Below are 26367 nucleotides of genomic sequence, written 5' to 3' on the forward strand. Positions count from 1 at the left end.
AGATCTTCTATTCTTTGTTTATTGTGATTCTTTGCGTCTACAACGGTTTTCTGGTTAATCTGTTTCGGAGGATTCAGTCAGCAGTTGAGTTGCCTCGATACCATTTTTTTGTAGGAAGCTCAGAAGTTGAACCAATGATTGGATTTCAGCATTTTTTTCAGCACCGATAATGATGGGCTTTTTGTTTGCACTGTGCTCCTCGAGCAAAGCGAGCGTGAAATTCTCCCAATCGATGTACTTTTTTCCATTAATTGCCCAATAGGGTGCCTCTCTTAAAACATTGACGGTGATGGCGGCTTGGTCGACATCTGACACTGAGACGTTATCTGCCATCGGTAAGGTGATATCCAATGATTCAAGTTTGACGGCTGCGGTTAACATCAAAAACACCATGACGATAAAAATGATGTCGAGCAATGGCGTTAAATCTAAGCTCAGCGCCGACTGTGGGTGTTGTTCGGTAACTTTTATCATGATTGAACGACTTTGCTTGGTTGTAGATGAGCGTGATCAGGACATGCTTTTCGGTCGGATAACGTATTCACGCGAACCCCTTCCAGCCAAAGGTTGGCATAATTGAGTTGATGTTCTATCTTGGCAATAATTTGGTCGGCCCAAATCCCTAATAAATGAGAACCGATGATCGCAGGGACCGCGATGATAAGGCCTGCGGCGGTGGTTCGCATAGCAAGCCCTAAACCCTGAGCTAAATCGCTTGGCATAATATTGCCTGTGGTTGTAGCCATTGCTGCAAACATATCAATGAGGCCAAGTACGGTACCAAGTAGGCCCAATAACGGACTGATTACTCCGATTAGGCTGAGCAATTTTAGTCCTGAGCGTAGTTGGCGTCGCTTTTCTTGTAACCAAGTTATAGCTATATCTTCTCGTAAAGCTTGATTGAAAGAGTGATGTGCAAGAAGCATGGCGACACCTTGATATTGAATAGGACGCTGAAGACGGAATTGCTCGCTTAAGGCTTCTATTGCAACATTATTACTTCTTTCAATGCCATTGAGTTGTCGATTGATATCATGTTGAGTATTGGAAGTGCGAATATTCAGCACAAAATGCACCAGCCTTTCAGAGATAATCATCAAGGTGAGCAAAGAGCTTATTAATAACGGCCAGGACATCGGGCCTAATTGAGTTTGTATCTGTTGTAGTGTTTCCATTATCCATCCAACCTAAAACGTACGGGGATTTGAATTCGATGTGCAATACGCTGCCCATCGGAGATATAAGGTGAAAATTGCCACTGTTTAATGGCTTGCAAAGCTGAACTATCGAGTACTTTGGCTCCGGAAGACTGAATCAGAACTTGCCGAATTTGCTTGCCGTTTTTATCGAGCCACACTTCATATAAAGCCACGCCTTCAATCCCACGTTTACGGGCAGAACGAGGGTAGCGCGGTTGAACCGGCTGAGTGATAAATTTAGGTTTTTCGATCAGTACTGGCTGTGAAGGTGTAACGTTTGACTGAACCGCTTTTTTTGATGGGGTGATTGTTGATCTCTTGTCAACTTGTGACGGTTTTTGATTGTCTTTTGTTTGATGTGATGGCTTTTGGCCTGCCTGAGGATGAGCGACTTTTTTTGTCACAGGTTTTGGACTAGGCTTTTGTTTTGGCTCCTCTTGCTTACGCTGCGGCTTGCTCTTTTTTTGGTCAAGCGCTTTACTATTTTTAATTTCGGCAGGAGCGCTGCTTGTTTGGATTTTTCTAGCCGTTGTAGGTTGAGTTACTACAGGAGCGGCCTGAGTTTTTTTCTCTGGCTGAACGTCGTTTGCTGGTGGTGTTTTTGCGAGTTCCGGCTTTTGTCCTAGGGTACTATCGGCAGCAGGTAACATTGCGACAATATTGAGTGTAACCGATGGATTAGGATCTTCTAATGACATGGCAAATACTTGAGTGCTTTCAGATGCCGATAGCAGTAAGCCGTGAAGCAAAATGGAAGCACTACCAGCCAGAATATATCTTTGGACGTTCACGATGAATCTCTATCAATTAAATCTATCTCTATCGAATGATGCTTTAAATACTACCTGAAATAAAAATGATATCAATTATCAATTGCATTATCATTGCTATAAATTTATCATTTTGACCTTGTTGGATGAGTTTTAAACAACACATACCAAAGTATCTTGAGGTTATTTGGGTATAAATATGACAACTTGGGCATATCGCTTCAGGTTTTTGAACTCATCTGGGTATAAAGTTGGTCAGTAAAGTGTTAGCAGTGTTGAACTGGGGATGTTTACCACCCCGGTCCCGTTTACTGCCAATCAGTACAATTAAGAATCGGAAAAAATATGAACTTAATAAAAGAGCAAGTAGCAAAACTGTTAGTCGAAGAGCCACGGCTACTCCCAGCAGCGATAGCAGAAAAACTCGACATATCTGAATTCGAAGTCGTGGCGGCATTTCCGCAAGGCAGCGTCGCGATTGTTTCTGGAGAGTACGCCCAAAGTATTTTAGAGCAGCTAGTGGATTTTGGTCCTGTGACAACAATTATGCACTCGTTTGGTTCGATCTTTGAATTCAAAGGACCAATTCCAAAAGGAAAGGTTGCTCGTGGCTATTACAACTTGATGGCAAAACCAGGCCAATTAGATGGCCACTTGAGTCTTGATAATATAAAACATGTTGCTCTGGTCAGTAAGCCATTCATGGGTAGGGAAAGTCATTACTTCGGTTTCTTTTCTGAGTGCGGCAGTAACATCTTTAAAATTTATTTAGGTAGAGATGAAAAACGCGAGCTTATTCCATCTCAAGTAACTGCATTTCTTGCCATGCAGTCAGAGTTTAATCAAGCAAGAACCGTATAATAGAAAAAGTTTAGGTAGACAAATGGATCAGCAAATAAAACAAGAGCGTTTACAAGGGCGCTTAGAACCAGAAATCAAAGAGTTTCGTGAGGAACGTCAGACATTACAGCTGGCGACAGTCGATGCACAAGGACGACCTAACGTAAGTTATGCTCCTTTTGTGCTGAATCAAGAAGGGTATTTCGTTTTGATCTCACAAATCGCCCGTCACGCTAGAAACTTGTTAATAAACCCGAATGTATCTTTAATGATGATTGAAGATGAGGACTCTGCAAATCAGCTGTTTGCTCGTAAACGCCTCACTTTTGATGCGTTAGCGAGTGTGGTAGAACGAGACTCCCAGTTATGGCATCAAGTGATTGAGCAAATGCAAACGCGTTTTGGTGAAGTCGTGGATGGACTGAGTCAGCTAGAAGACTTTGTTCTATTTAACTTGAAGGCTGAACAAGGGCTCTACGTAAAAGGGTTTGGACAAGCCTATCAGGTATCAAATGACGACCTAGTTGATTTTGTTCATCTGCAACAGGGTCACAAGAAGATCGAAAAAACAAAATAGTATTCGTGACTGTAATGTGCTTAATTCACGAAGTGATGTTGCATCCAAGTATCTTGAAATCACTTGGGTAAAAAAATACCCTCAAGTCCAGACAGCGACTTGGGGGTATTTTATTTAACGTTCTACATGCTTGGTGATACTCGGTGATTTCGGTACACTTGTACGAGTACAACCAAGCAAGAGACAAATCATGGCCAACACAGCACATGCACTTCACATTCTGGTGAAGCATAAAGAACAAGCAGAAGACATTATTAAGCAACTTAAAAAAGGCGCGAAATTTCAAACTCTGGCTAAAAAATATTCGACTTGCCCATCTGGTAAAAAAGGCGGTGACTTAGGTGAGTTCCGCCGAGGTCAAATGGTGCCGCAATTTGATAAAATTTGTTTTCAAGGTGAGGTTCTAACGCCACATTTAGTGAAAACAAAGTTTGGCTGGCATGTTGTTAAGGTTCTTTACAGAACTTAGGGTAAATACAGCCTAGAAATTGTGGGTAAGAAAAAGACCTAGTAGCGGAGATGGCAAGGAAAGTTGCTACTAGGTTTGTTGTGACAAAGCCTATCAAAATGTGCTTCAAGGCTGGTTACAAAAGTGTAAATAATGGATTAACTTAAGATGATGTTAAGCTCAAGCATCTTGAAATTACTTGGGTATATAAACCAATCGCAGTTGACATAAATAACAACAGAGAGGTTGACATACTTTTTTTTTAATGTCTAACGTACTGCTTATTTTGCAGAATTCACTCGCAGAATAAATAACAACGACGTGGTAATTTACTTTTTATTACAAATTTATTGTGTATCATGAGTTAGTTATTATAATGACTTATTGATTTTATATAACCTTAGATTTATCCGTTGGTTATATATTCTCATTCTTTTGGAATGAATTTAATTATTTTTATTAATAGTGGTGGCTTTTATTTATTTTGAGTTGACCTTTATTTTTAGTCTGAAACAATTTCTAACCCTGTCTTCTGTTTGAAGTCGAACGATTAAAAATAATTCGTACTTTTTCTCTTTTTAATATTTTTAATCTGTAACTAGCTGAGTGTAACCGCTGGGATAGAGATTAAAAGTTATATCTAGGTAAGATAATGTTTATTGAATTCTTGTGTAATACCGCTTTAACCTCGGTAAAAGTAGGTGTAAATTTGACTTCTAGTGCGCAGTTCTAATGCCTTTATTCCCTATCTAAGATATCTTAAAAAGTGTGATTCATTTCAACTGTTTGGAATAATACTCTAATTACCTATTTATTTTTTTAAGCTTATGTATCTTATGGTATTTATCTTGGGTGCATTAAGGTTTTTATTTATATTATTATCCTTTAATTTCATTAAGTTTATGTTTTTTATAGATTTAAATAATTTGATTTGTTATTTGTAATTTATGCCCTATATTTTAAAGTCAATTAACTTTTGATTAGTGCCATAAAAATTAATTTGAGTTGGAACAAAAAATAAGGCATGTTGTTTATATTGCTCTTAATCGTATTTATATTTAGTGTTTTGGAGTGTATATACCCAAGTGACCTCAAGATACTTAATTCAGAGTGAAGTTACTTGGGTATGAATGTTGACATAGGAATAAAAATTAAAATGGATATTAAAGCTCACTTCATAAATGGTCAGCACTATTGTGGTAACTCTGAAGAGTACTTTGTCAGTTATAACCCTGCTAATGGCGAGCCTCTAGCTCAGATAAAACAGGCATGCCAAGAAGATCTAACAGTAGCCATTGAATCGGCAAAAGCAGGTTTAGCCGTTTGGTCATCGATGACGGCAACAGAGCGAAGCCGTATCTTGTTAAAAGCGGTTGCGTTACTGCGTGAAAGAAATGACCAGTTAGCGGCACTTGAAGTGGCTGATACAGGTAAGCCAATTCAAGAAGCTCGAGTGGTTGATATTGCAACAGGTGCTGATGTCATTGAATATTATGCCGGACTCGCTTCAGCTCTACAGGGGGAGCAGCAGCCCTTGAGTCAATCGCAGTTCTTTTATACTCGAAGAGAGCCTTTAGGGATATGTGCCGGGATCGGTGCCTGGAATTATCCAATACAAATCGCAATGTGGAAGTCAGCGCCGGCTTTAGCTGCTGGAAATGCCATGATTTTTAAACCATCAGAAGAAACGCCACTTACGGCATTAGCGTTGGCTGATATTTATACGCAAGCTGGTGTACCTAACGGGGTTTTTAATGTTCTACAAGGTGATTACAGAGTTGGGCAAATGCTGACTGCACACCCGGACGTTGCCAAGGTGTCTTTTACTGGTGAGTCAAGTACGGGACAAGCGGTAATGAGAGACAGCGCAAGCACACTTAAGCAGGTCACAATGGAGCTTGGAGGCAAATCTCCTTTGATCATCTTTGATGACGCTGATCTCGAGAGTGCGATATCTGCTGCGATGGTTGCCAACTTTTACACCCAAGGTGAGGTTTGTACACACGGTACGCGGGTTTTTGTTCATGAATCTGTCTACGACGATGTTGTCAGCCAACTGAAACATCGAACGGAGCAGTTAGTGATAGGGGATCCTTTGGATGAGAAAACTCAAATTGGTGCGCTCATTTCCAAACAGCATGAAGCCAAAGTACTTGCGTCTATTGAGCAAGCCTTGGCAAGTGGAGCGACGTTGCTTACTGGTGGTGATAAAGTCACTGAGAAGGGCTTATCGAGAGGGTGCTTTGTCAGGCCAACCATTTTTATTGATTGTGAAGACACGATGCCCCATGTTGAGCAAGAAATTTTTGGTCCAGTGATGTCGGTTCTTAAGTTTTCGACCGAGGATGAAGTGATTGCACGCGCCAATAATACCAATTATGGCCTAGCCGCAGGGGTATTTACACAAAACTTAGCCAGAGCACATCGAGTGATTCACCAAATGCAAGCAGGAATTTGCTGGATAAACACGTGGGGTGATTCTCCTGCTCAAATGCCAGTAGGAGGTTATAAACACTCAGGCATCGGCCGTGAAAATGGTATTGAAACGTTGAAGCAATATACGCAAACCAAAAGTGTTTTGGTGAATTTGGACAAGTTTGACAGCCCATATCAGTAAAGGAGACGTTGATATGCAGCGACAATATGATTTCATTATCATTGGTGCGGGCTCTGCTGGATGCGTACTAGCCGATCGTCTCAGTGAAAATGGACAACACCAAGTTTTACTGTTGGAAGCGGGTGGCTCAGATAAAAGCCTGTTCATTCAGATGCCAACAGCGCTATCTTATCCGATGAATTCTGACAAATACGCTTGGCAGTTTGAAACGGTTTCGGAACATGGACTCGATGGACGTCAACTTCATTGTCCACGCGGCAAAGTGCTGGGTGGCAGCTCTTCCATTAATGGTATGGTGTATGTGCGAGGGCATCCTTGTGATTTCGACCAATGGGAGGAAGAAGGGGCGAAAGGATGGAATTATCAAGCATGTTTACCCTATTTCCGTAAAGCTGAAACATGGCGAGGCGCTCCAAGCTCTTATCGAGGTAATGTCGGGCCACTTGGAACCTGTACGGGCAATGATATGAAGCTTAACCCTCTGTATTCTGCATTTATTGAAGCAGGTAAAGAAGCCGGTTACCCAGAGACAGCTGATTATAATGGCTATCAGCAAGAAGGCTTTGGTACGATGCATATGACGGTTAAGGATGGGGTGCGTTCATCGACCTCTAATGCTTACCTAAGCCGTGCGCGCTCACGTTCCAACGTGACGATTTTAAAAGGTATTGTCGTTCAGAGAATATTACTCGAAGGTAAGAAAGCTTTTGGGGTGGAGTTTAAACAATCGAATCAATTGATCCAATGTTTTGCTGACCAAGAAGTCATTTCCAGTGCGGGTTCAATAGGTTCAGTACAACTGCTGCAGCTCTCTGGTATAGGCCCAAAGGCTGTGCTTGAGAAGGCTGGTATTGAACTACAGCATCAATTAGAAGGCGTGGGGAAAAACCTTCAGGATCACTTAGAAGTCTATTTTCAATATCATTGCAAGCAGCCTATCACGCTCAATGGCAAATTAGATCTTATCAGTAAGGGAATGATTGGTGCTGAGTGGATCTTGACTCGCAAAGGGCTTGGCGCGACTAACCATTTTGAGTCTTGTGCCTTCATTCGCTCTCGTAAAGGCCTCAAGTGGCCAAATATCCAATATCACTTTTTACCTGCTGCTATGAGGTATGATGGAAATGCAGCCTTTGAAGGGCATGGTTTTCAAGTGCATGTAGGTCCAAATAAGCCGCAAAGTAGAGGCAGTGTTGAGATAGTGAGTGCCAACCCGAACGATAAACCCAAAATTGAATTCAACTACCTATCTACTCCTCAAGATAAGCAGGACTGGCGCGACTGTATTCGTTTAACTCGAGAAATTTTAAGTCAACCAGCCATGGACACGTTTCGTGGTGAAGAGATTCAGCCGGGAGCTGATATCACTAGCGATGAGGCCATTGATAAGTGGGTAAGAGAAAACGTAGAAAGTGCTTATCACCCCTCATGCAGCTGCAAAATGGGGGCTTCTAATGATCCTTTGGCAGTAGTGGATGAAGAGTGCCGTGTACGCGGTATTGAACATTTAAGAGTGGTTGATGCATCGATTTTTCCGACGATTCCTAACGGTAATTTGAATGCTCCAACGATCATGGTGGCAGAACGAGCAGCAGATATGATTTTAGGTAAGACACTGGAAAGTCCAGATAATCAGCCGGTATGGATAGCCTCTAACTGGCAAGAGAAGCAGAGAACTAACGCTCCAAAACGGGTCATTTGGGATGAAGGATTGATACCGAGCTAACCTCACTGATCATAGGCAAACTAAAAAACTTATAGCTAATTATTAAAGGATTAATCATGGCGAAAAGAACAACCTTATTAACGATGCTGACATTGTGCTCAGCAACAGGCGTATACGCAAACTCTTGCGATACCGTGCGATTTTCTGATGTCGGTTGGACTGATATCACCGCAACAACGGCGTTAACAACCGAGTTATTGAAAGGCTTGGGCTATCAAACTAAAACCCAACTGCTTTCTGTCCCGGTAACATTTTCAGCCATGGCCAGTGGTGATGTTGATGTATTTTTAGGTAACTGGATGCCAACGATGGAAGCTGATATCGCGCAGTATCGTGACCAAGGGACGGTTGAAACTGTGCGTGCCAATCTTGAAGGGGCAAAATACACGCTTGCGGTACCTAAATATGTCTATGATGCTGGTGTTAAAAGCTTCGCTGATCTTGCGAAACACGCAGACAAGTTCAAAAATCGTATTTATGGCATTGAGCCTGGTAACGATGGAAATCGCTTGATTCAATCTATGATCGACGATAATACCTTTGGTTTGAAAGACTTTAAGCTGGTGGAGTCGAGTGAAGCTGGCATGGTCTCGCAAGTGACTCGTTTTGCCCGTCGTAACAAATGGATTGCATTTCTTGGTTGGGCTCCTCATCCAATGAATAACAAGGTGGAAATGGCATATCTTGATGGTGGCGATGATATTTTTGGTCCTGATTACGGAGGCGCGAATATTTACACCAATGTTAGGCAAGGCTACCTCACTGAATGCAAAAATATTGGACAGTTGTTAAAAAACCTTGAGTTTAGCCTAGAGATGGAAAATGAGTTAATGGAGGCGATCTTGAATCAGGATCAGACGCCATCAAGAGCGGCGATTAAATGGATGCAACAACATCCAGACAGCGTCAACCAGTGGCTGAATAAGGTAACGACTCGTGATGGAAAAGATGCGCAAACCGCTTTACAAGCTTATCTAAATTCAAACGCATAAATACGGGTTCTACCTAAGTGATCTCGGTATGAATCACGTGCTTAAGATCACTTGGGTATAGGGTGCTAAAAATACAAGGAGTATAAGGTGAGTTTTGTAACAGACAATAAGTTGCCTTTAGGCGATTGGTTAGAAGCAGGTGTAGAATGGTTAACTGATAATGCAGCCGGTTTCTTTGACTCAATTTCAATTTTTCTAGAAACAATCATTCTTTTTTTTGTTGATGTTTTTAAATGGATGCCACCAGCATTACCGATTGTTATCACCGCCGCATTAGCCTGGTATCTTCATCGAAGTATGTCTTTGGTGGTTTTTATTGTTTTAGCACTATTACTCATCTTAAACCTTGGTTACTGGCAAGAAATGCTAGAAACCTTTGTGCTCGTATTTGCCGCGACCACGCTTTCGGTGTTGGTTGGTGTTCCTATTGGGATTGTCGCGGCGCATCGTCCTTGGCTGTATGCTCTATTACGCCCAATTCTGGATCTCATGCAAACGGTGCCGACTTTTGTGTATTTAATCCCTACATTAGTCTTGTTTGGCTTAGGAATTGTTCCAGGACTGATTTCAACCATTATTTTTGCTATTGCTGCGCCGATAAGACTGACTTACCTAGGCATCACAAAAGTGCCGGAAGAGTTACTCGAAGCAGGTAAAGCTTTTGGTGCTAGTCGATTGAAGTTATTGATGAAAGTTGAACTTCCTGCTGCTTTACCCAGCATCATGGCAGGTATTACTCAATGTATTATGTTGTCCTTATCGATGGTTGTCATCGCTGCTTTAGTTGGCGCTGATGGCTTAGGAAAGCCGGTTGTTCGAGCTTTAAATACCGTCAATATCTCTCAAGGGTTTGAAGCGGGTTTAGCCATAGTTCTGGTTGCTATTATTCTTGACCGCTTATGTAAAGCACCAAATCAGAAGGAAGTGTAAGATGGATGCGATCACTATTAACAACCTTGATGTCGTGTTTGGTCACAAGCAGAAAGAGGCATTGGCTTTGCTCGATAAGGGGTATTCAAGACAAGATATTATTGATCAAATTGAGCAAGTCGTTGGTGTTAATCAAGTCTCTCTAAATATTAAACAGGGTGAGATTTGTGTACTAATGGGGCTATCAGGCTCTGGTAAGTCTAGTTTACTGCGGACGGTAAATGGATTGAACCGTATCTCTCGTGGGTCTTTGAAAGTAAAAGATGGAGATAATATGGTAGAGATCAGAGGCTGTAGCGAGCACACATTACGCCACCTCCGTACTCATCGTGTTTCTATGGTCTTTCAAAAGTTTGCTTTAATGCCTTGGTTGACGGTATTAGATAACGTGGCATTTGGCTTAGAGATGCAAGGAATCGACAAATCGACTCGCCGAAAAAAAGCACGTCAGCAACTTGAGATGGTTGGCTTGAGCGAATGGGAGAGTAAGTATCCTCATGAGCTTTCCGGTGGCATGCAACAACGGGTAGGGTTAGCGCGAGCATTTGTAATGGATACGGATATTCTACTGATGGATGAACCGTTTTCTGCGCTCGACCCACTCATCCGAGCGCAATTACAAGATGAACTCATACAACTGCAGAAAACATTGAATAAAACGATTTTATTTGTCAGTCATGATCTGGATGAAGCGTTAAAGATAGGTAATAACATCGCCATCATGGAATCTGGGCAATTGATCCAGCATGGCAAACCAGAAGAGATCATCCTTGCTCCAGAGAATCAATATGTCGCCGATTTCGTTTCACATACCAATCCTTTAAATATCCTCAAAGGGCGTTCGCTCATGCAGTCTAAAGCTGAATTAGAACAACAAGAAGACCGTGTGTTGGTCTGTGATGATAAACAGCTTTGGGTAGAACAACATCAACAAGGGTTGTCATTAGTGGATACTGATAAGTCACTGGTTAACTGGAAAAGTGAGTTAGAGTGTATTGATGAAAATACGGTCGTACTAGCCAGCCCAGACATCACAATGAGAGAAGCGATAGAATTAAAGCATCGTAGCAACCTACCCATACTTTTGGTCGAAAATGATAAATTGGTTGGAGTCCTCAATGATAACGAGCTTTACCAAGCTTTGTTAGGCAAGTATAGATCTAAGCAAGTTGCATAAATAGGAACCGTTGTTCAGTAACAAGTGCCCAAAGGACGAGCTCCCTTAGCTATCAGACTTTGTTAACGATTCTCAATTTAGAACCACATATCTATGAATTGTTGCCGCTCCTGAGTGCTAAGGTCAGTCTCACTGAAAACCGCATCTTGAGGTTATTTGGGTATATAGGGAAAAGACATCGCAAAGAAGGCAACACTTTGGCGTTCAATTGAGTATAATTCGGGTAAATCAAAAACAAGAGATGAATCAAAATGAAACAAGTTGCACTAAGGTTGGTGAAGTTAGCGATAATTTTCGTAATATTCTTGACGATCTTCGACATGATTGCCTATGGAGAAATTACGTGGACACAACGATGGTTCAATTTCTAAAAGACTGGAGATAATGGTTTTTTAAAGCAGGACATGCTTGCTGGAACTTGGAGCGGGCAGCGGGAATCGAACCCGCATCATCAGCTTGGAAGGCTGAGGTAATAGCCATTATACGATGCCCGCGCATCGAAAGGACACGCTCACTATGCCACAACGGCTCAAAAAGAAAAGCCTTTTTTGATCATATGTTTGCCGTGTGTTTAAATAATGCCCAAAACGTTGCATAAGTAAGCGCCGGAGTGACCTCGCTGTCACTCCGGTATATTTTTCTGGCTTGAGGGCTTATTTGCTAGCTTGGGTACTTGCTTGCCGTGGTTTGATTAGGCAGCAGAAACTAGATTAGGCGCTTGCGTAGATAACACTTCCGCCTTTTATTGTATCGATGATCGCGCGAGATTCATTTTGAGGTAAGGCTGGGCATCCCCAACTGCGCCCAAGGTAACCATTTTTTTTGATAAAAGATGGATTTGCATAATCAGCGCCATGAACAACAATATAACGTTCTCGTGCTTTGTCATTCTTACCATTACTTAGCCCGTCAAGTCTCAGTGAATAGCCATTAGAGCCGTAATAGGTTGAATCGGTTAAGAAAGTACCTAGTGACGTTTTTTTCGAATTAACGATATTAGAAAATTGTGTGGCGATTTTCTTACCGCTATTGACACCATGAGAGACGTAAGTGTTGAAGATAAGCTTATTGCTTTCTAAATCAACGACATAGAATCTTTTTTCTGTAGATGGTTTACTGTAGTCGATGATCGTTAGAAGAGATTTTCTTCTGTTTGGCGTTTTTTGGTAAGCCAAATAAGCATCTCTGAATAGTTGAAAATCGATAATACCTACTAAATTTGCTTCTATGTAGGTATTTTCAGCAAGCCGTTCAATGGACTTAACATGGGTTGATTTAAGTGAATGATGAGCAAAAGTGGTCATCGGTATGGAGAATAAAATCCATACAAAAGTTAAAAATAGCTTTTTCATTTAAATTAACTAAACTCTACGTGATTAAACCGCTGTCACTATTCAGTACATCCAAGAGTTAAAAGTGAATAGCTTGCAAATAGTTTGTGCAATTATCATTTGCGGATAGGTCAGCCGCTGAAATACAAAAAGTACTTGCATTCAGACAAACATGAGCTAACACACTGAAATAAATAAGCTCAGCGCCGATTATTGATAATTTTACAAATCCTTTAGTACAAATATTAGCCTATTCTCACTATTAATAAAACTATATTTAATAACATTTATGATGTTAAATTGTTAATTTATTATTAATAAAAATATTTTTTGTTTGTTTATCATGTGGTTGCTTCAGCGGTTTTGATGAAAAAAAATATGTTTTCATCTGGCAAGAATTACGAATTTTATATTGTTAATTTTATGTAACAATTAATGTGTTATTTTAACAAATAAGAAGTGGGCGTTTAGGGGCAGTTATATTATATATCCAAGCACCTTGAGGTTACCCGAGTATAGTCCCAAGTGCCTTGAGGCCATAGGGATACACTCAGTAACCTCAAAGTCCTTTGAGGTTACTGGAGAGTAAGTTAGTTTGCTGATTCTTGACGCTTAGCGTGTTGACTATTTAGTGTTTGCCTGTTTGCGGAATGCCACCAAATAGCTAATTGATTTTTATCCATCGGCTTACCAAATAGGTATCCCTGCATAAAATCACATTGATAAGATGAGACCCACTGATGCATGACATCGTGTTCAATGCCTTCAGCCGTGACTTTTTTATTTTGTGCATGACACAAGTCGATAATAGGTTTGATAACGTGGCTGTTATTGGTCCTCATAAGCGTTAATAAAAACTCTCGATCAAACTTGATTTTCTGTACTGGGTATTGAACCAATTGAGTTAAGGTTGTGTATCCAGAGCCAAAGTCATCAATTGCTAACTGATAGCCTAGACGAGAAAGTTTATCCAATAAGCATGTTCCTTTGTTGTCCGTGACGTAGGTTTCGGTAATTTCAATCTCAATATATTGAGTTGGAACATCATGCTCTATCGTTTTAGCATGAATAAAATCAGACATTGTCGAGGAATTAAGCTCAGCAGATGATAGGTTGATGGAAAGGGTAATATCTTTCTTAAAAATTGCTTTAAGAGAGTGGTAATCGGCTAAAGCATTCGCAAATACCCATCGATCTATTTTCTCAAACAAGCCACTTTGCTCTGCTATCGGGATAAATTCTTTTGGTGAGATCACACCAATTTCATCGGCTTCCCAACGTAATAGGACTTCGAGTCCTTCGATCTCTTTCGTTTTTGCATCCAAATAGGGTTGGAATACAAGAAAGAACCCTTTTTCTACGCTTGGTTGCCTCAAAGCGTGTTCGATATATGCCCTTCTTTGTGCTTGAATATCAAGCAGCGCAGAATAAAACTGGTATTGGTTTTTTCCTGCTCGCTTCGCTTGATACATTGCCGTATCCGCACAAGATATGAGCTTCTCAATTGTTTCTCCATCATGGGGGTACCGAGCGATTCCTACGCTTGCAGTGACAGAGAGAGAGGAAAACGATGGATGAGCTCTAAACTCCAGCAATTGTTGAGCAAAGCTCTCTAGGTGTGATGTTGTTGTTAATGTTGAACTGCATAATATTGCGAATTCATCGCCAGATAGTCGTGCACTAAAGCAAGCTGAGTTGTGTATTTGTGTAAAAACTTTACAAATACTTTGGAGATGAGAAGCAAAGCTTTTGAGAACTTTATCACCTGAAGTGTGCCCAAATTTGTCGTTGATACACTTGAAATTATCCAAGTCTACGTAGATTAGCCATACATTTTCGGGAGGCGATATCAGTACTCTAGACGCTTGTTCATTAAACTTATGTCGGTTAGCGAGTTGGGTGAGGTGGTCGGTTTCGGCAAGGTGTTTGGTTTGATGATAAACCTGATTCAGTTCGTCATATATATTGAAGAAGCGCGAGGACAGCCTACTAATTTCATCATTTTCTAACAATTTATCGATATTTTTGCGCTTTTTCGATTCAATTTCCTGTAATTGATTATCTAAGTTAGAAACAGGGCTGAGTATATAACGATAGAGGACGAGTACGATAAGCCCGATAGTGATAATAGAAGCGGCACCAAAACACCATGCGAGTTCTAACCAGACTTTATCTACTTTTTCCCACATTAAATACTCAGCGGGAGATAGGAGTGCATAAAGATTAGGCATGAGCTCAATTGTTTGAGAAAGAGGCAAATCTAAAAAGATCGGCTTATCTGAAAACGTAATCACGCTATGAGTATCAAATTCAACAATATGTTTGATGGTATTAAACTCATCTAATGATGCCGAAACAATGATGTAAAAGATGTTTTCAGGCTCGTAATGTTGTGCAATCTTTCCCGTATTTTTATCAAAGATTTGATACTTAAGTAAGATAGATTGGCCACTAGAGTTATAGATGAACCCCGTATGCTCAGAAACGTGTCCTAAAGCATGATTTTGTTGAATGTAGTTCAAGATCTTCGGGTCAAGGTTACCACTTGGTTCAAAATACTTATTGTCAGTGTAGTAAATAAGATCTTGTTTTCCATCTAAAATCGCCATGTTGGCCTCACCATTGTACCCGTAGCTTAGTACACTTGCAGATTCCCCGAGTCGTTGCCAAAGGCCTTGTTTATACTGATCATCGTTATGGTTGATTTTATCTTGGTAAAAAAAGTAATCCTGAAAGGCATTACTTTTATGGAGAGTGTAGGCATAGGTATTGAGAAATGCATGGGCTTGATGAAATTGCCCAGCAAGCTTCTCTATTTGGAGTTGTATATAGCTATCTTCCCTTTTTATTAGTGCGACTTTTTGGATACTGTAAATAATGTAACTGGAGACTAAAGCACTAATCAAAACCACAGGAGCGACAAGCAAAATAACTCGATTGCTTAATTTCATGTGTTTTTCCGCTGACGTATTTATACATATTGCTGCTCTATGCCCAAAACATTTCCAAGCCGAACCTTCTTTGAGGCTTTGTTAGCTAGACGATAAATGCATTACTTGGTTATAAAGTGAACAAAAATTGAGGTTTTTATATTTTTATCTGGAAATTGTAAAGGGGTGTTTTTATGAAGTCAGTTGTACTTCTTAGATTTGTGATATTGTTGCCCTTTTTGATAAATATCAGGGGTATTCATCTCATAAATAATAAATACTATTGATAGTGCAATGTATTTATGGGTACAGTAAGGAGGAACTGGTTGTGAGATGGTAGCAAAGTTATTGATTATATTTGATTAATTCATCAATTATTGGGCAGTTTTGTTGATCATCACCAGGGCAAGATGAGATCCATTGTTGTAGTTGTGCTTTGATTTCGACTAAGTGTTCTATTCGAGCCTCGACTTCTTGCAGTTTCTTGTTAGTGCGTGTTTTTACTTCACTGCTCGTTCTGATCGGGCTATGCGCCAGCTCAACTAAATCTTTGCATTCTAGTAGAGAAAATCCCGCTTTCCGCGCTCTAGAAATAAGGTTAAGTTCCTTGAGCTGTTTATGAGTGTATTGACGGTAACCAGATGCGCTACGAGCTGGTGGTGAGATAATGCCTTTTTCTTCGTACAATCGGATTGATTTTGTCGATAAGCCAGTCCTCTTTGCTACCACACTAATATTCATCACGTCCTTCCCCTTGCAGAGCCTGCTCAGTAGCGATTGTCTTGGCAGCATAATTACTGAAGGGATGTCGAGATAACCACATTTGACGTTTGATTTAAAGGTTTGCGTCACCGTGTTTATCTCGCTTCAACAATAAGAGGCTCAATCCGCTCTAATTATTGGATTTTACTTCTTGGCGCATTCTAGCAAGAAAGTATACGTTAACACAGGCAATAAATCCGTTGGTAATGACCACTGGCCAAGAGTCAATCATTAAGCCATAAGCGGTAAAAAGTGCACACCCAATAAAGTTAAGGATGCGAAGCTTGATGATGTCCTTCATGGTTAATGAAATAGCCACCATGATTGATGCGGCATAGCCTAAAATTTCAACGGCATTAATTTCCATTAGTGTACTCTCTTAAATCTGCTGGTTATCATTGCCATTCTTCTCACCTTGAGAACAGAGGTAGCAGCCTTGCCGGAATGGTTTAAACATAACTATAACAATGGAAGAAATCTGATGGAAGAGTCAAGAAAAGGTTAAGAGAAGGTTAGCGATTACGCAAACGTTTAAAGAAGAAAAAATTTCATACACAAATAAATCAAATATGCAACATGACTCTATCTATTTAGACGCGAATAAGAACTCAGGTTGTCTTGTTGAACACTGCATCTTGGGGTTGCTTGGGCATAGTGCCTAAGAAAAAAGCTCTGCTAATACGTCTCGCTCTTCACTTGTTAGTAAAGGGCCTTCTTGGCTATTCAAAGTGCGGTTAATTTCATTTTGTAAAGACTTTAGCTGGCTTATTGTTAGGCCTTGGATCATGTCTCGCAAATCGTTAAATTGTTGTGTTTTCATTTAGGCCTCCCCGTATGCTCAGTATTTGCCTATGCGTATGTTGCTTAGTAGAAAGGTGAATCTTTCGTACTTTATGGGCACATAATAAAGATAAAACACTAGTTTTAGGTTAAGCGTACGTTATTTCAATGTCAGATTACGATGGGGTGCTCTGACCTTCTCTTTGGAGGCTCTATCACTAAGATTATTAGGGTTTCACAGTTTGCCTTGGTGAGTAAACTTTTGAGCCAAGTCTTGAAGTTCAGGGAGCATGTGGTAGATCAAATGCAACTGCTGTAAAACCATTCTTGCGGAGTGTTCATCATCCTCTCGCCATTCATTGAGACGTTGCTCTAAATGGTAATTGTTTAGCGTGATAGGCTCTAATGACTTATTTGGGTGCAGTAATTGTTGCTCTAACTGTTCCAAATGTTGATGAATAGACCCGTAAGCGTCTGAAATTAGACGATGGATAGATTCATCATTTATTCTGGTTCGGTGGGCTCCTAGCGCGGAAACATAATTCAGCATGGCGTGACTGAGTGTCAGAAAGCGGAAACTTTCGTCGACGGCCGTTCGGTATTTATCGGGCTCGGAAAGCATGGTGTGAACCGCTGCCGATAAATTCGCATCGGTGTTATGCGCATGCCGCCTAGCAATTCGATAGCTCAAGCTGTCTTTTTTACCGATGCGATACTGAGCGATGATTTGACCTAGGTAAGATTTATTTGCTTCGATTGCGGCAGCCATAACTTTAGGCAGTCGTCGTGACTGCCAATCAGGTAGAATCGTCATGACCGCGATGACCGCTAAAATACAGCCGATTAATGTGTCGGCTAAACGAGGTAAAACGACCGCATACCCTTCGCCAAGTTGGTTAAACAAAAATAACACGAGTAAGGTAATAAACCCTGTCGCGTAGCTGTAGTTATTGATTCGAAAAGCAAAAAATAGCACGCCAGAAATAACGATGAAAACCAATTGACTTTCTTGCGAAGGAAAAAAGGTCAACAATGGCACACCAATAAGCAGCCCTGCAAATGTGCCGATAACTCGCGCTGTCAGCTTTTGGCGAGTGGCGCTGTAGTTAGGTTGGCAAACAAACAATGTGGTGAGTAGAATCCAGTAGCCATGGTCGATGTTAAAGCCTTTGATGATGGCATAACCTGTAGTGAGTGCTAAAGACATACGTAAAGCATGGCGAAATAACAAGGAGTCACGAGTAAAGTTCGTCGTTATCCGTTGCCACATTACTTTAAGAGTACGAGGATCAGAATCATCCAACGTGCCTTCTTCCAGTCGCTCTGCATCAGGGTTACTGATATTACTTAACTGCTTTTCTACGGTTGCTAAGTTATTAAATAAATAGCTCAACTGAAACAGAAGACGATTCCATCGAGGGTGTTGTTGCTGTTCAAGGTAGCTTAAAGCGTTCTGGAGTTCATTGAGAGCAAGTATCGACTGTTCGGTATGAATGTACTCGTTACCTAAGCGAATGGCTTGAGCAATTTCACGGCAAGCTTGAGCTTGTGATTGCAATAAATACTTAAAGCGAAAAAGAATATCGGAACGCTCAAACTCTTTCGCAAGGTCTTGGTAGCGATAGTGGCTAGAGCTGACTCGTTCGTGGATGTCTTGAGCGATAAAGTAAAGGTTGAGATATCGGTCGCTGGGGCCGTTGATATGACCACGTTTGGAACGATTCAGCAAGGTGACTTTACATGCATTCAGTGCATGCACCGTCATTGCGTTGAAATTGGCGACTTCAAGCCGCATGCCTTGTGGGCTTAAATTGGCTCCCGGGTGAAAAAACTGAGCTTTGGCATCAAGATAATGGGCTGTTTGTTGAAAAACGGTCGCTAAACTCTGTTGCACAGGCTGTAATGGCCAAAATATTTGCCAAATCATTGACATCAGATAGTACCAAGCGGCACCGCTGAGCAATAGCAAAGGTTGAAGCCACACCGTTGTCCATTGCTGAGCACCAAGCATAGTGTAAATAGCAATGAGTAAAGACCCAAAAGCAATACTGGCATATTTAGGGCCAATGGCTCCCAGCATGATAAACCCAAAGGTAGAAACAAAGAGGCCAAAGCCAAAAAACCATGGGCTATCAAAAAGCAGTTCAATCGAAAAAGCTGCAATGGCAAAACATAGGAAAGTTAATAACAGTGCTTTCAGTCTTCCTGTGAAGCTATCGTCACTTTCGGCGATCGCAGCGGCAATGACGCCTAGAATTAAAGGAGTAATAAAAGCATGTTGACCTAAATACCAAGCAGGAACAACGACGCCCAGTAGAGTCAATAGAATCAGAACACTATAGTTGATGGTTTGGTTAGACCAATAGAGGCGAAAGGTTAAAGCAGATAGCACCGTGAGTCTTCTATCATTATGGGGAAGAAATAATTTTAACAAATTTCTATTCTGTTCCCAAGTGAGTACCTAAAAAACCAATGAGGCAAACTGAGGTGTATAAGAAATCATCACACATGATAGAGAGGCTAAACATCTTCTACAATTTGACCGTCTAAAATGATATAAAACAAAGACAACTGAATAACAAGGCACCACTTTCATATGCAACTCTCTGCCTCTGCTAAAGCACGATTTTTCATTCAAAATGAGTATTATCAAGTTAAAGTTAATGATAACAGTGTTTTATTAAGCTCTACGGGTAGTGATGAACATATCCCCTTTACGGTTTGGAATGGTAAAGTTATCGTCAAACGCGGTTTACTCTGGAGTTCATTGCAGTTCTTTGCGCATCCACAGCAAGGAAAGCAGCAAAGTTGGCTGGTGCAAGGCTTGCCATGGCAGCAATGTCGAGAATTTGCGGCTCAAGCAGTAAAACACTATCAGGATTGGCATAATCTCCAGTGCCGTAAGCTGCTGGAGTACTTACCTCGTTGGGAAAAGAGCTTATCGGAACTCAAGCACTTGCCTTTGTATTTATCCGCTTCGAAAGTGGATGCTTGGAGCGAACAAACGAAAGCTGACTTTGTTGAGATACAAACCAGTTTGCTGGAAGCAAAAATGCATATGCCAAATCGTATCGAAGACATTGACACTTGGTTAACGCATCCCGAGCAAGCCCTCACGGATCGCAACCTTATTTGGTTAGAAAACGAACGTGAAAAGTGGGCACCGTTATTTAGTAACATCGAATCCTCTCCGCTCAACCTTTCTCAACAGCAAGCGGTGCTGCTTAATGAGGATCATAATTTAATACTTGCAGGAGCGGGTTCAGGCAAGACCAGTGTGTTAACCGCTCGGGTGGCTTATTTACTTCAAAGCGAGCAGGCAAAGGCAGAAGAGTTATTGTTGCTTGCTTTTGGGCGTGATGCTGCAAATGAAATGCAGACCCGTTTGGTAGAAAAAGTAGGGCCGATTGCCGAAAAGTCATGCGTGAGTACATTTCATCAACTAGGGCTAAGAATTCTCAAACAAGTTGAATCTGAAACCGTTGAGATTAGCCCACTTGCCATTGATGATAATCAACGTACCGCTTGGTGTATTGACTGGCTGAAAAAACATTGGATGACACCAACTAATTTTAAACGTTGGCAAAAACACTTAGACAAATGGCCCATCGCATATTTGAAAGGGGATGATGAGCTAGGAAGCCACTCCGAAAACCCCAAATTGATTGCTTGGTTGGATAGCCAAGTTGCTCAGTTAGCCGCAAGTGGATTGAGCAAAAAGGAAGTACAGCAAAAATTACTTAATCATCAGGACAATGCACGACTCAATAGTGAATTGGCTTTGTGCTGGCCTTGTTTCAGCGCTTGGCAGAAAATGTTAAAGGAAACCAAGCACATTGATTTTCCGACTATGATCAGTCGTGCTACGGATTATGTTGTAAAAGGGAAATTTGTTTCACCTTGGCGCTTTATCATGGTGGATGAATATCAGGATATTTCTCCTGATCGACTCGCGCTAATAGAAGCTTTATGTGCTTCAACAGCGAAACAAGCAGGAGCAACCTTATTTGCCGTAGGAGATGATTGGCAAGCGATTTATCAGTTTGCTGGGGCTGAGGTTGATCTCACTACAGGTTTTCAAGCTCGTTTTAAACATTCCACGGTCCATCAGCTTGATACAACTTATCGATTCAATGATCAAATTGGTGCGGTTGCTAATATCTTTGTGCAAGAAAACCCACGACAGATCCCTAAAACGTTGAACAGTCATAAAAAGCGCAAACAAAAAAGTGTCCATATTTCACCGACTAATCAAGTTGAAAAAATCCTAGACCAACTTAATCATCAAGCTAAAAAAACACGCAGCGTTCTGCTACTTGGGCGTAATCACTACCATAAACCGGATTTGTATTCAGAATGGTTAAGTCAATTCCCTAAATTAGACATCCAATTTATGACTTGTCATGCGAGTAAAGGTAAAGAAGCAGACTTTGTGATCATTTTATCGGTCAATGAAGGTCAGTTTCCAGCCAAGAAAAAGCAGCAACACATCGATGGCGCTTTGACAGGCACCAAGGATCATTATCCTTATGCGGAAGAACGTCGTTTGTTTTATGTTGCGCTGACTCGCGCCAAAGAGCGTGTTTGGGTGACACACACGGGCTCTGGCTCCAGTTTTGTACATGAACTTAGTAACGGCGATTATCCAGTCGTTATTTCTAAGTGATTTGGGCACCACAGTTCATTGGGCATCAATCTGTGGGAGATGTTAAATTCTCTCGGAGAGATAGGCTTGATAATCTGGAATTTCGATATCAACCTCTTGATCCAACAACGAAGATTCGAAGAGAAACTGTGCAGATGCTTGATTGGTTGCGACTGGGATATTCCACACGCTGGCGATGCGAAGTAAGGCTTTTACATCTGGATCATGTGGGACTGAGTTTAATGGATCCCAAAAGAACACCAAGATATCAATTTTCCCCTCTGAGATAAGGGCACCAAGCTGCTGATCTCCTCCCATAGGGCCACTAATAAGGCTGTTGATATTCAATCCTACTTTCTGACTCAGAATGTGGCCAGTCGTTCCTGTTGCGTACAGCGTATGCTGCTCTAGCTTTGGTTTATTTTCTGTTACCCACTGAAGAAGAGCTGGCTTACAATGATCGTGAGCAACAAGAGCAATATGTTTACTGGTAGACATGGTACGAGTTGTTTTATTCATTAGATCCTTCCGTATTTAATGGTGTCACGATTTGATTTTGTTAAGGAACCACGGGTTTAACATTGAAGACTGGTCGATATTCTGAAGGGGAAAGAGAGTCTTCAATGGTATGGCTCGACAGGCTATCAGAGGTCAGTGCTTGAATGGGTAGAGATATTTGTTGTTGGTATTTCTCGCCTCGCAGATATTGCAGTGCTTGTTTTACCGAGAGTCGACCTTGTGTCACCATGTTATCTGTCGGAGCGAATTCTACTTTATGGCGTATTAAACCACGATAAATTCCGTGACTAAGATAAACTGAAATCAAGCCAATTTCTTTTGCTTTTTGACTCGTACGCAGTTCACTTATGGCTGCTTCTATTGCAACAGCACTGCCAACAATGTAGTCAACTTTATCGGTGTCAATAATACGCTGGACTAGGTTACGTTGTAATTCTTTATCGTTATCTGCCCAATAGGTGTATTTGACTTTGATGTCGGAATTTTTAATGGCTTCGGTAACCCCTTTAGTGACAGGTTTAGTCCCCCCTTTTGTCCGAGGGCCGAGTAATAAGGCAATATTTGTCTGGCCAGAGCCTTTGGGGTGTTTCTGTGTTAAGTATTTGCCGACCTCATACCCCATCCAATACCAATCAATACCTACTCCGCCTTTGAGATGTTCACTTTGACTCGCGTCAAGATTCAATTGATTGACGATAGTAAAAACAGGAATGTCGCCGACCAAAGAACCAAGGTGTGTTTCATAAGCATTAGGGGAAACCGTGCCTAATAAAATCGCATCAGCTCCCCATTGACGGCATAGAGTCAGTTGGTCTTCTTGCTTGGATATGTTGTTATATCCACCTGATTCCATGACACGCAGTTCAATTCCGAGGTCTTCTGCTTCTGATACCATCCCGTAGTTAATCGAAAGCCAATAAGAATCTTTTAAATGAGGGTAGATCGCGCAAAGTTTCTCAGCAGCAGCCGAAGGTACTAAAGTAATAAATAACAAGCAAGAGACAAAATGTCTAAAAAATAGGCTGAAACGGTGATTGTTTGTATACATGGGACGGACTTTATAAAGATATAATGGTAAACATTATAAAATATAACGTAATATTGTGTTTAACACGAACATTCAGGTTAATTAAATATGCTGTTAGCTACCGCAAACATTGGTCGTAAATTGCTATTGTCTTATATGGCAATGGCAATGCTGGTGATGATTTCTGTATTGATCGGTGTCTCTGGCTTTTCTTTGGTGGCAAAAACAGAAAAAAATGTCGTCGATTCAGCGATACCGGCAATGATTGAAGCCCGTCAGGTTTCAGAGCTCAGTGCTCGGATCATCTCGTCAGTACAAATGTTATCGAGTGCACAAAATGAAAAGGAGCGACAAGAAGCAGGGCATAACCTCTTCGCACAACTTGAATTGCTCTTGTCTCATATTGAAGAGTTAGGAGATGAGTCTTTTGATCTGACCTTAGTGAAAGCATTAGAGAGAAATGTGCAAAATATTATTAATAATTTGGCAGAGCTTGGGATTTCTGTAGAACGTAAATTATGGCTAACTAAAGAAAAGTCGTCTTTTATCACTGAGATGAGAGCTCTCACCAAAGAGTTAGAGCAACTAACACGAACGCAGGTCCAAAATACATCGACCATTGCTGTTGCAAACGTAACCCACATTTATGAGCTGTTGGATAAGAAAGACGAAGGGAAAATTTACAAAGCTTTGGATAACTTGGTTGAAGTCGATTTAGATTTAACCGAACGTTTGCATGAGTTGCATTTGCTTGCATATAAAATTCTTAATCAGATTGAGGAAGCCAGTACTTTAGAAAACGAACAACAAATCACGGCGGCACAAAAGCAGTTTGAAAAAAACCTAAAAATTATGGAGAGACGGGCAATGGCCGTCGAAGATCCAACGCGTTCAGATCAAATGACGAAGATACTTTCTGAATTGAGTAAACGCCAGTTAGTTTTCGCGATTTTGAAACGACAATATGATAATGAAGCACAAGCTGATAACTTAATGCAGCAAACATTAACTCTATTTACAGAGTTAAATGATACGGTAAATAAATTAGTCGATGACGCCAATGAAACCACATTAATTGCGGCAGATGAGTTAACGAATACATTGAAATTTGCCCAATGGTCGCTGACACTCATCTCTGTCATTGGTTTGCTCATAGTCTTTCTAATTCTATGGAAAGTCGTTTATGTTTCAGTTATCAAGCGCTTAACAGAATATTCAGCTGCGTTACTTTCTGTGGCACGTGGTAACTTAGCGGTAGAGCTCGAAGTGACGGGGAATGACGAACTTGCCCATATGGGGCGTGCTATCATGACAGCCCGAAATACCGCTAAAGCCTTTAAAGTGCTGGCAGAGAGTGAAGCAAGAGCTAAGCGTGAATTACAAGAACATAAAGCCGCTTTGGAAGAGCTTATTGAACAACGAACTTCAGAGCTGAAATTGGCGAACCTTCGTTTAAATGAAGAGGTTCTGAATCATGCGAAAGCCCGAACGGCCGCCGAGCAAGCGAATCGTGCTAAATCTGCATTTTTGGCCACAATGAGTCACGAAATTAGAACCCCCATGAATGGAGTGCTTGGTACAGCACGTTTATTGATTGATTCAGGTTTGAATTCTATTCAAGAAAAGTATGCAGAGATTATTAATCGCAGTGGTACAAACTTGCTTGAGATATTAAATGACGTTTTGGATTATTCAAAAATTGAAGCAGGACATTTAGAAATTCGAAATCTGGGCTTCGATCTTCATCAAATGGTTGAAGATACCTATCAATTGATGGGTAGCAGAGCACAGGAAAAAAACTTAATGTTTACTTACCATATTGACGATAATGTCGGCCGATACTGGAAAGGGGATGTCACACGATTAAGTCAAGTGCTGAATAATTTGGTTGGTAATGCGATCAAGTTTACCGAGCAAGGAAAAATAGGAATTCGTGTTCAGTTGAACCCCAACATTGATTCAGAAGTCCTTTTTGAAGTGATCGATACTGGAGTTGGTATTGCACAAATCGAGCAGAAAAACTTATTCGATCCATTCACTCAAGCCGAAGGTGGTCTTAACCAAATGGGAGGTACGGGGTTAGGTTTAGCCATCAGCCGACGGATAGTACAAGCGATTGGTGGAGAGCTAAATTTAGAGTCAGCTCAGGGAGTAGGAAGCCGTTTTTGGTTCTCTGTACCACTTGAAGAGAGTGAGCCAGTGGAAAGTGGTGTTACGATACACAGCAATGAGTTTATTCGTGCAAAAGTGCTGCTTATTGAGGATAACCCGATTAATCGTTTAGTCGCTGAGGGGTTCTTACTCAGTTTGAATCACGAAGTAATCATGGCTGAAAATGGTGCTCAAGCCGAAGAAATCATGAAAACGGAACCGTTTGATATTGCGCTTGTCGACATAAATCTACCTGATTGCAACGGTGCGGACTTAATCCACCGTTTAAGAGATATTGATTCAATGCGTGATGATATTGGCACGCGCTTGGCGATTCCAATGGTTGCTGTATCTGCTCAAGTATTTGCGGAAGAAGTCGAAAGCTATTTAAACTCTGGCTTTGACGGCTATTTACCGAAGCCAGTAGAGAAGGAAGCATTAGCCTCATTAATTTTTAGTATGTTAGAAGGTAAACCTCTGTTGTTACCTCAAGAGAAACTGTCTATGAACGAAGAAGAGAGCGTTGACTCTCCTCCGATACCGACAACACTTGGTAACGCATTAGGTAACACGGCGATGATGGAAGAAGTGAATATGTTGATCAACCCTGAAGTGGTTCAGGCGGATAGGCAAGTTCTGGGTCAAACGAAGATGCAGCACATTGTCGAGCTTTTTGAACAAACAAGTAGTGAAATCCTGGCAGACTTAGAGAAAATGGCAGCAAACAACGAACAACGCGCGATTAAGGATCTTGCACATAAGCTTAAGGGGAGTGCAGGTAGTTTAGGTTTGCAGGCCTTAATGGATTGTTGCCAGCATATAGAAGCTGCCGATGACCCTCTGGCAGTCTATATAGAAACCAAAAAGAATTTGCGTGAGCTTTTTGAGCAATCGTTAGTTGCAATCAAAGATTTGTTAAGGCCACAGTGAACATATACCCAAGCAT

Annotated in this window: 21 protein-coding genes and 1 tRNA gene; 10 read left to right on the forward strand and 12 right to left on the reverse strand. The window is 41.1% G+C overall.

Annotated features, from left to right (window positions below; genetic code table 11):
- Positions 1-54: 54 nt before the first annotated feature.
- From BS333_RS15745 to BS333_RS15755, 3 genes are read right to left on the reverse strand one after another with little or no spacing between them, the layout of a single operon-like run.
- Positions 55-474 (reverse strand): ExbD/TolR family protein, encoded by a 420-nt coding sequence (locus tag BS333_RS15745; protein ID WP_021708564.1) that lies wholly within the window; start codon positions 472-474, stop codon positions 55-57.
- Positions 471-1175, reverse strand: coding sequence for a MotA/TolQ/ExbB proton channel family protein (locus tag BS333_RS15750; protein WP_021708565.1), 705 nt, complete (start codon positions 1173-1175; stop codon positions 471-473). The genes BS333_RS15745 and BS333_RS15750 overlap by 4 nt, the downstream gene beginning before the upstream one ends.
- On the reverse strand, positions 1175-1990 hold the full coding sequence (locus BS333_RS15755; protein WP_021708566.1) for an energy transducer TonB: 816 nt from the start codon (positions 1988-1990) through the stop codon (positions 1175-1177). Before BS333_RS15755 ends, BS333_RS15750 begins: the two co-directional genes overlap by 1 nt.
- 324 nt (positions 1991-2314) lie before the next feature.
- Here BS333_RS15755 and hutX point away from each other — a divergent pair, with 324 nt between their 5' ends.
- The 8 genes from hutX (at position 2315) to choV (ending at position 11276) form a co-directional block, all read left to right on the forward strand.
- Entirely contained in the window at positions 2315-2830 is a 516-nt protein-coding gene (hutX, locus tag BS333_RS15760; RefSeq protein ID WP_021708567.1) for a heme utilization cystosolic carrier protein HutX, read from the forward strand.
- A 22-nt stretch (positions 2831-2852) separates the two neighbouring features.
- Positions 2853-3386 carry a heme utilization protein HutZ gene (gene hutZ, locus BS333_RS15765; protein WP_021708568.1) on the forward strand — a complete coding sequence of 178 codons (534 nt, stop codon included), beginning with the start codon at positions 2853-2855 and terminating at the stop codon, positions 3384-3386.
- Positions 3387-3576: 190 nt separating this feature from the next.
- Positions 3577-3855: a peptidylprolyl isomerase gene (locus tag BS333_RS15770; protein WP_021708569.1), complete on the forward strand. Its 279-nt coding sequence runs from the start codon at positions 3577-3579 to the stop codon at positions 3853-3855.
- A gap of 1135 nt (positions 3856-4990) precedes the next feature.
- Positions 4991-6451, forward strand: coding sequence for a betaine-aldehyde dehydrogenase (gene betB, locus BS333_RS15775; RefSeq protein ID WP_021708570.1), 1461 nt, complete (start codon positions 4991-4993; stop codon positions 6449-6451).
- Positions 6452-6464: 13 nt separating this feature from the next.
- The gene (betA, locus tag BS333_RS15780) at positions 6465-8177 is read left to right on the forward strand and encodes a choline dehydrogenase (protein ID WP_021708571.1); all 1713 of its coding nucleotides are present in this window, start codon (positions 6465-6467) and stop codon (positions 8175-8177) included.
- Between the two features lie 56 nt (positions 8178-8233).
- Positions 8234-9169: a choline ABC transporter substrate-binding protein gene (locus BS333_RS15785; RefSeq protein ID WP_021708572.1), complete on the forward strand. Its 936-nt coding sequence runs from the start codon at positions 8234-8236 to the stop codon at positions 9167-9169.
- Between the two features lie 87 nt (positions 9170-9256).
- A complete protein-coding gene (choW, locus tag BS333_RS15790) occupies positions 9257-10099 on the forward strand; it encodes a choline ABC transporter permease subunit (RefSeq protein ID WP_021708573.1) in 843 nt (280 codons plus the stop codon).
- 1 nt (position 10100) lies between these two features.
- Complete coding sequence (gene choV, locus BS333_RS15795; protein ID WP_021708574.1) at positions 10101-11276, forward strand: choline ABC transporter ATP-binding protein; 1176 nt, start codon at positions 10101-10103, stop codon at positions 11274-11276.
- 419 nt (positions 11277-11695) lie between these two features.
- On the opposite strand, the gene BS333_RS15800 is transcribed toward choV, so the two are convergent.
- The 7 genes from BS333_RS15800 to yccS all read right to left on the reverse strand — a co-directional run bounded on the left by BS333_RS15800 (position 11696) and on the right by yccS (position 19471).
- A tRNA-Gly gene (locus tag BS333_RS15800) sits at positions 11696-11770 on the reverse strand.
- A gap of 216 nt (positions 11771-11986) precedes the next feature.
- Positions 11987-12628, reverse strand: a complete 642-nt coding sequence (locus tag BS333_RS15805; protein WP_033003363.1) for a murein L,D-transpeptidase catalytic domain family protein — start codon at positions 12626-12628, stop codon at positions 11987-11989.
- 569 nt (positions 12629-13197) lie between these two features.
- On the reverse strand, positions 13198-15558 hold the full coding sequence (locus tag BS333_RS15810; RefSeq protein ID WP_021708576.1) for a putative bifunctional diguanylate cyclase/phosphodiesterase: 2361 nt from the start codon (positions 15556-15558) through the stop codon (positions 13198-13200).
- 324 nt (positions 15559-15882) lie between these two features.
- Positions 15883-16278 (reverse strand): Cu(I)-responsive transcriptional regulator, encoded by a 396-nt coding sequence (gene cueR, locus BS333_RS15815; RefSeq protein ID WP_021708577.1) that lies wholly within the window; start codon positions 16276-16278, stop codon positions 15883-15885.
- Positions 16279-16429: 151 nt separating this feature from the next.
- Positions 16430-16666 (reverse strand): YgjV family protein, encoded by a 237-nt coding sequence (locus BS333_RS15820; protein WP_021708578.1) that lies wholly within the window; start codon positions 16664-16666, stop codon positions 16430-16432.
- 291 nt (positions 16667-16957) lie between these two features.
- A complete protein-coding gene (locus tag BS333_RS22205; protein ID WP_021708579.1) occupies positions 16958-17119 on the reverse strand; it encodes a hypothetical protein in 162 nt (53 codons plus the stop codon).
- Between the two features lie 195 nt (positions 17120-17314).
- Positions 17315-19471: a YccS family putative transporter gene (gene yccS / locus BS333_RS15825; protein WP_021708580.1), complete on the reverse strand. Its 2157-nt coding sequence runs from the start codon at positions 19469-19471 to the stop codon at positions 17315-17317.
- A 204-nt stretch (positions 19472-19675) separates the two neighbouring features.
- Here yccS and helD point away from each other — a divergent pair, with 204 nt between their 5' ends.
- Positions 19676-21745: a DNA helicase IV gene (gene helD, locus BS333_RS15830; RefSeq protein ID WP_021708581.1), complete on the forward strand. Its 2070-nt coding sequence runs from the start codon at positions 19676-19678 to the stop codon at positions 21743-21745.
- A 42-nt stretch (positions 21746-21787) separates the two neighbouring features.
- Here helD and BS333_RS15835 read toward each other — a convergent pair whose 3' ends face one another.
- Positions 21788-22243 (reverse strand): methylglyoxal synthase, encoded by a 456-nt coding sequence (locus BS333_RS15835; RefSeq protein WP_021708582.1) that lies wholly within the window; start codon positions 22241-22243, stop codon positions 21788-21790.
- Positions 22244-22283: 40 nt separating this feature from the next.
- Positions 22284-23291, reverse strand: a complete 1008-nt coding sequence (gene torT / locus BS333_RS15840) for a TMAO reductase system periplasmic protein TorT (RefSeq protein WP_021708583.1) — start codon at positions 23289-23291, stop codon at positions 22284-22286.
- 87 nt (positions 23292-23378) lie between these two features.
- Between torT and torS the strand changes: the two genes are divergently transcribed.
- The gene (gene torS, locus BS333_RS15845) at positions 23379-26351 is read left to right on the forward strand and encodes a TMAO reductase system sensor histidine kinase/response regulator TorS (protein WP_021708584.1); all 2973 of its coding nucleotides are present in this window, start codon (positions 23379-23381) and stop codon (positions 26349-26351) included.
- Positions 26352-26367: the final 16 nt, after the last annotated feature.

Source organism: Vibrio azureus, from assembly GCF_002849855.1.
In the GTDB taxonomy this organism is placed as follows: Bacteria; Pseudomonadota; Gammaproteobacteria; order Enterobacterales; family Vibrionaceae; genus Vibrio; species Vibrio azureus.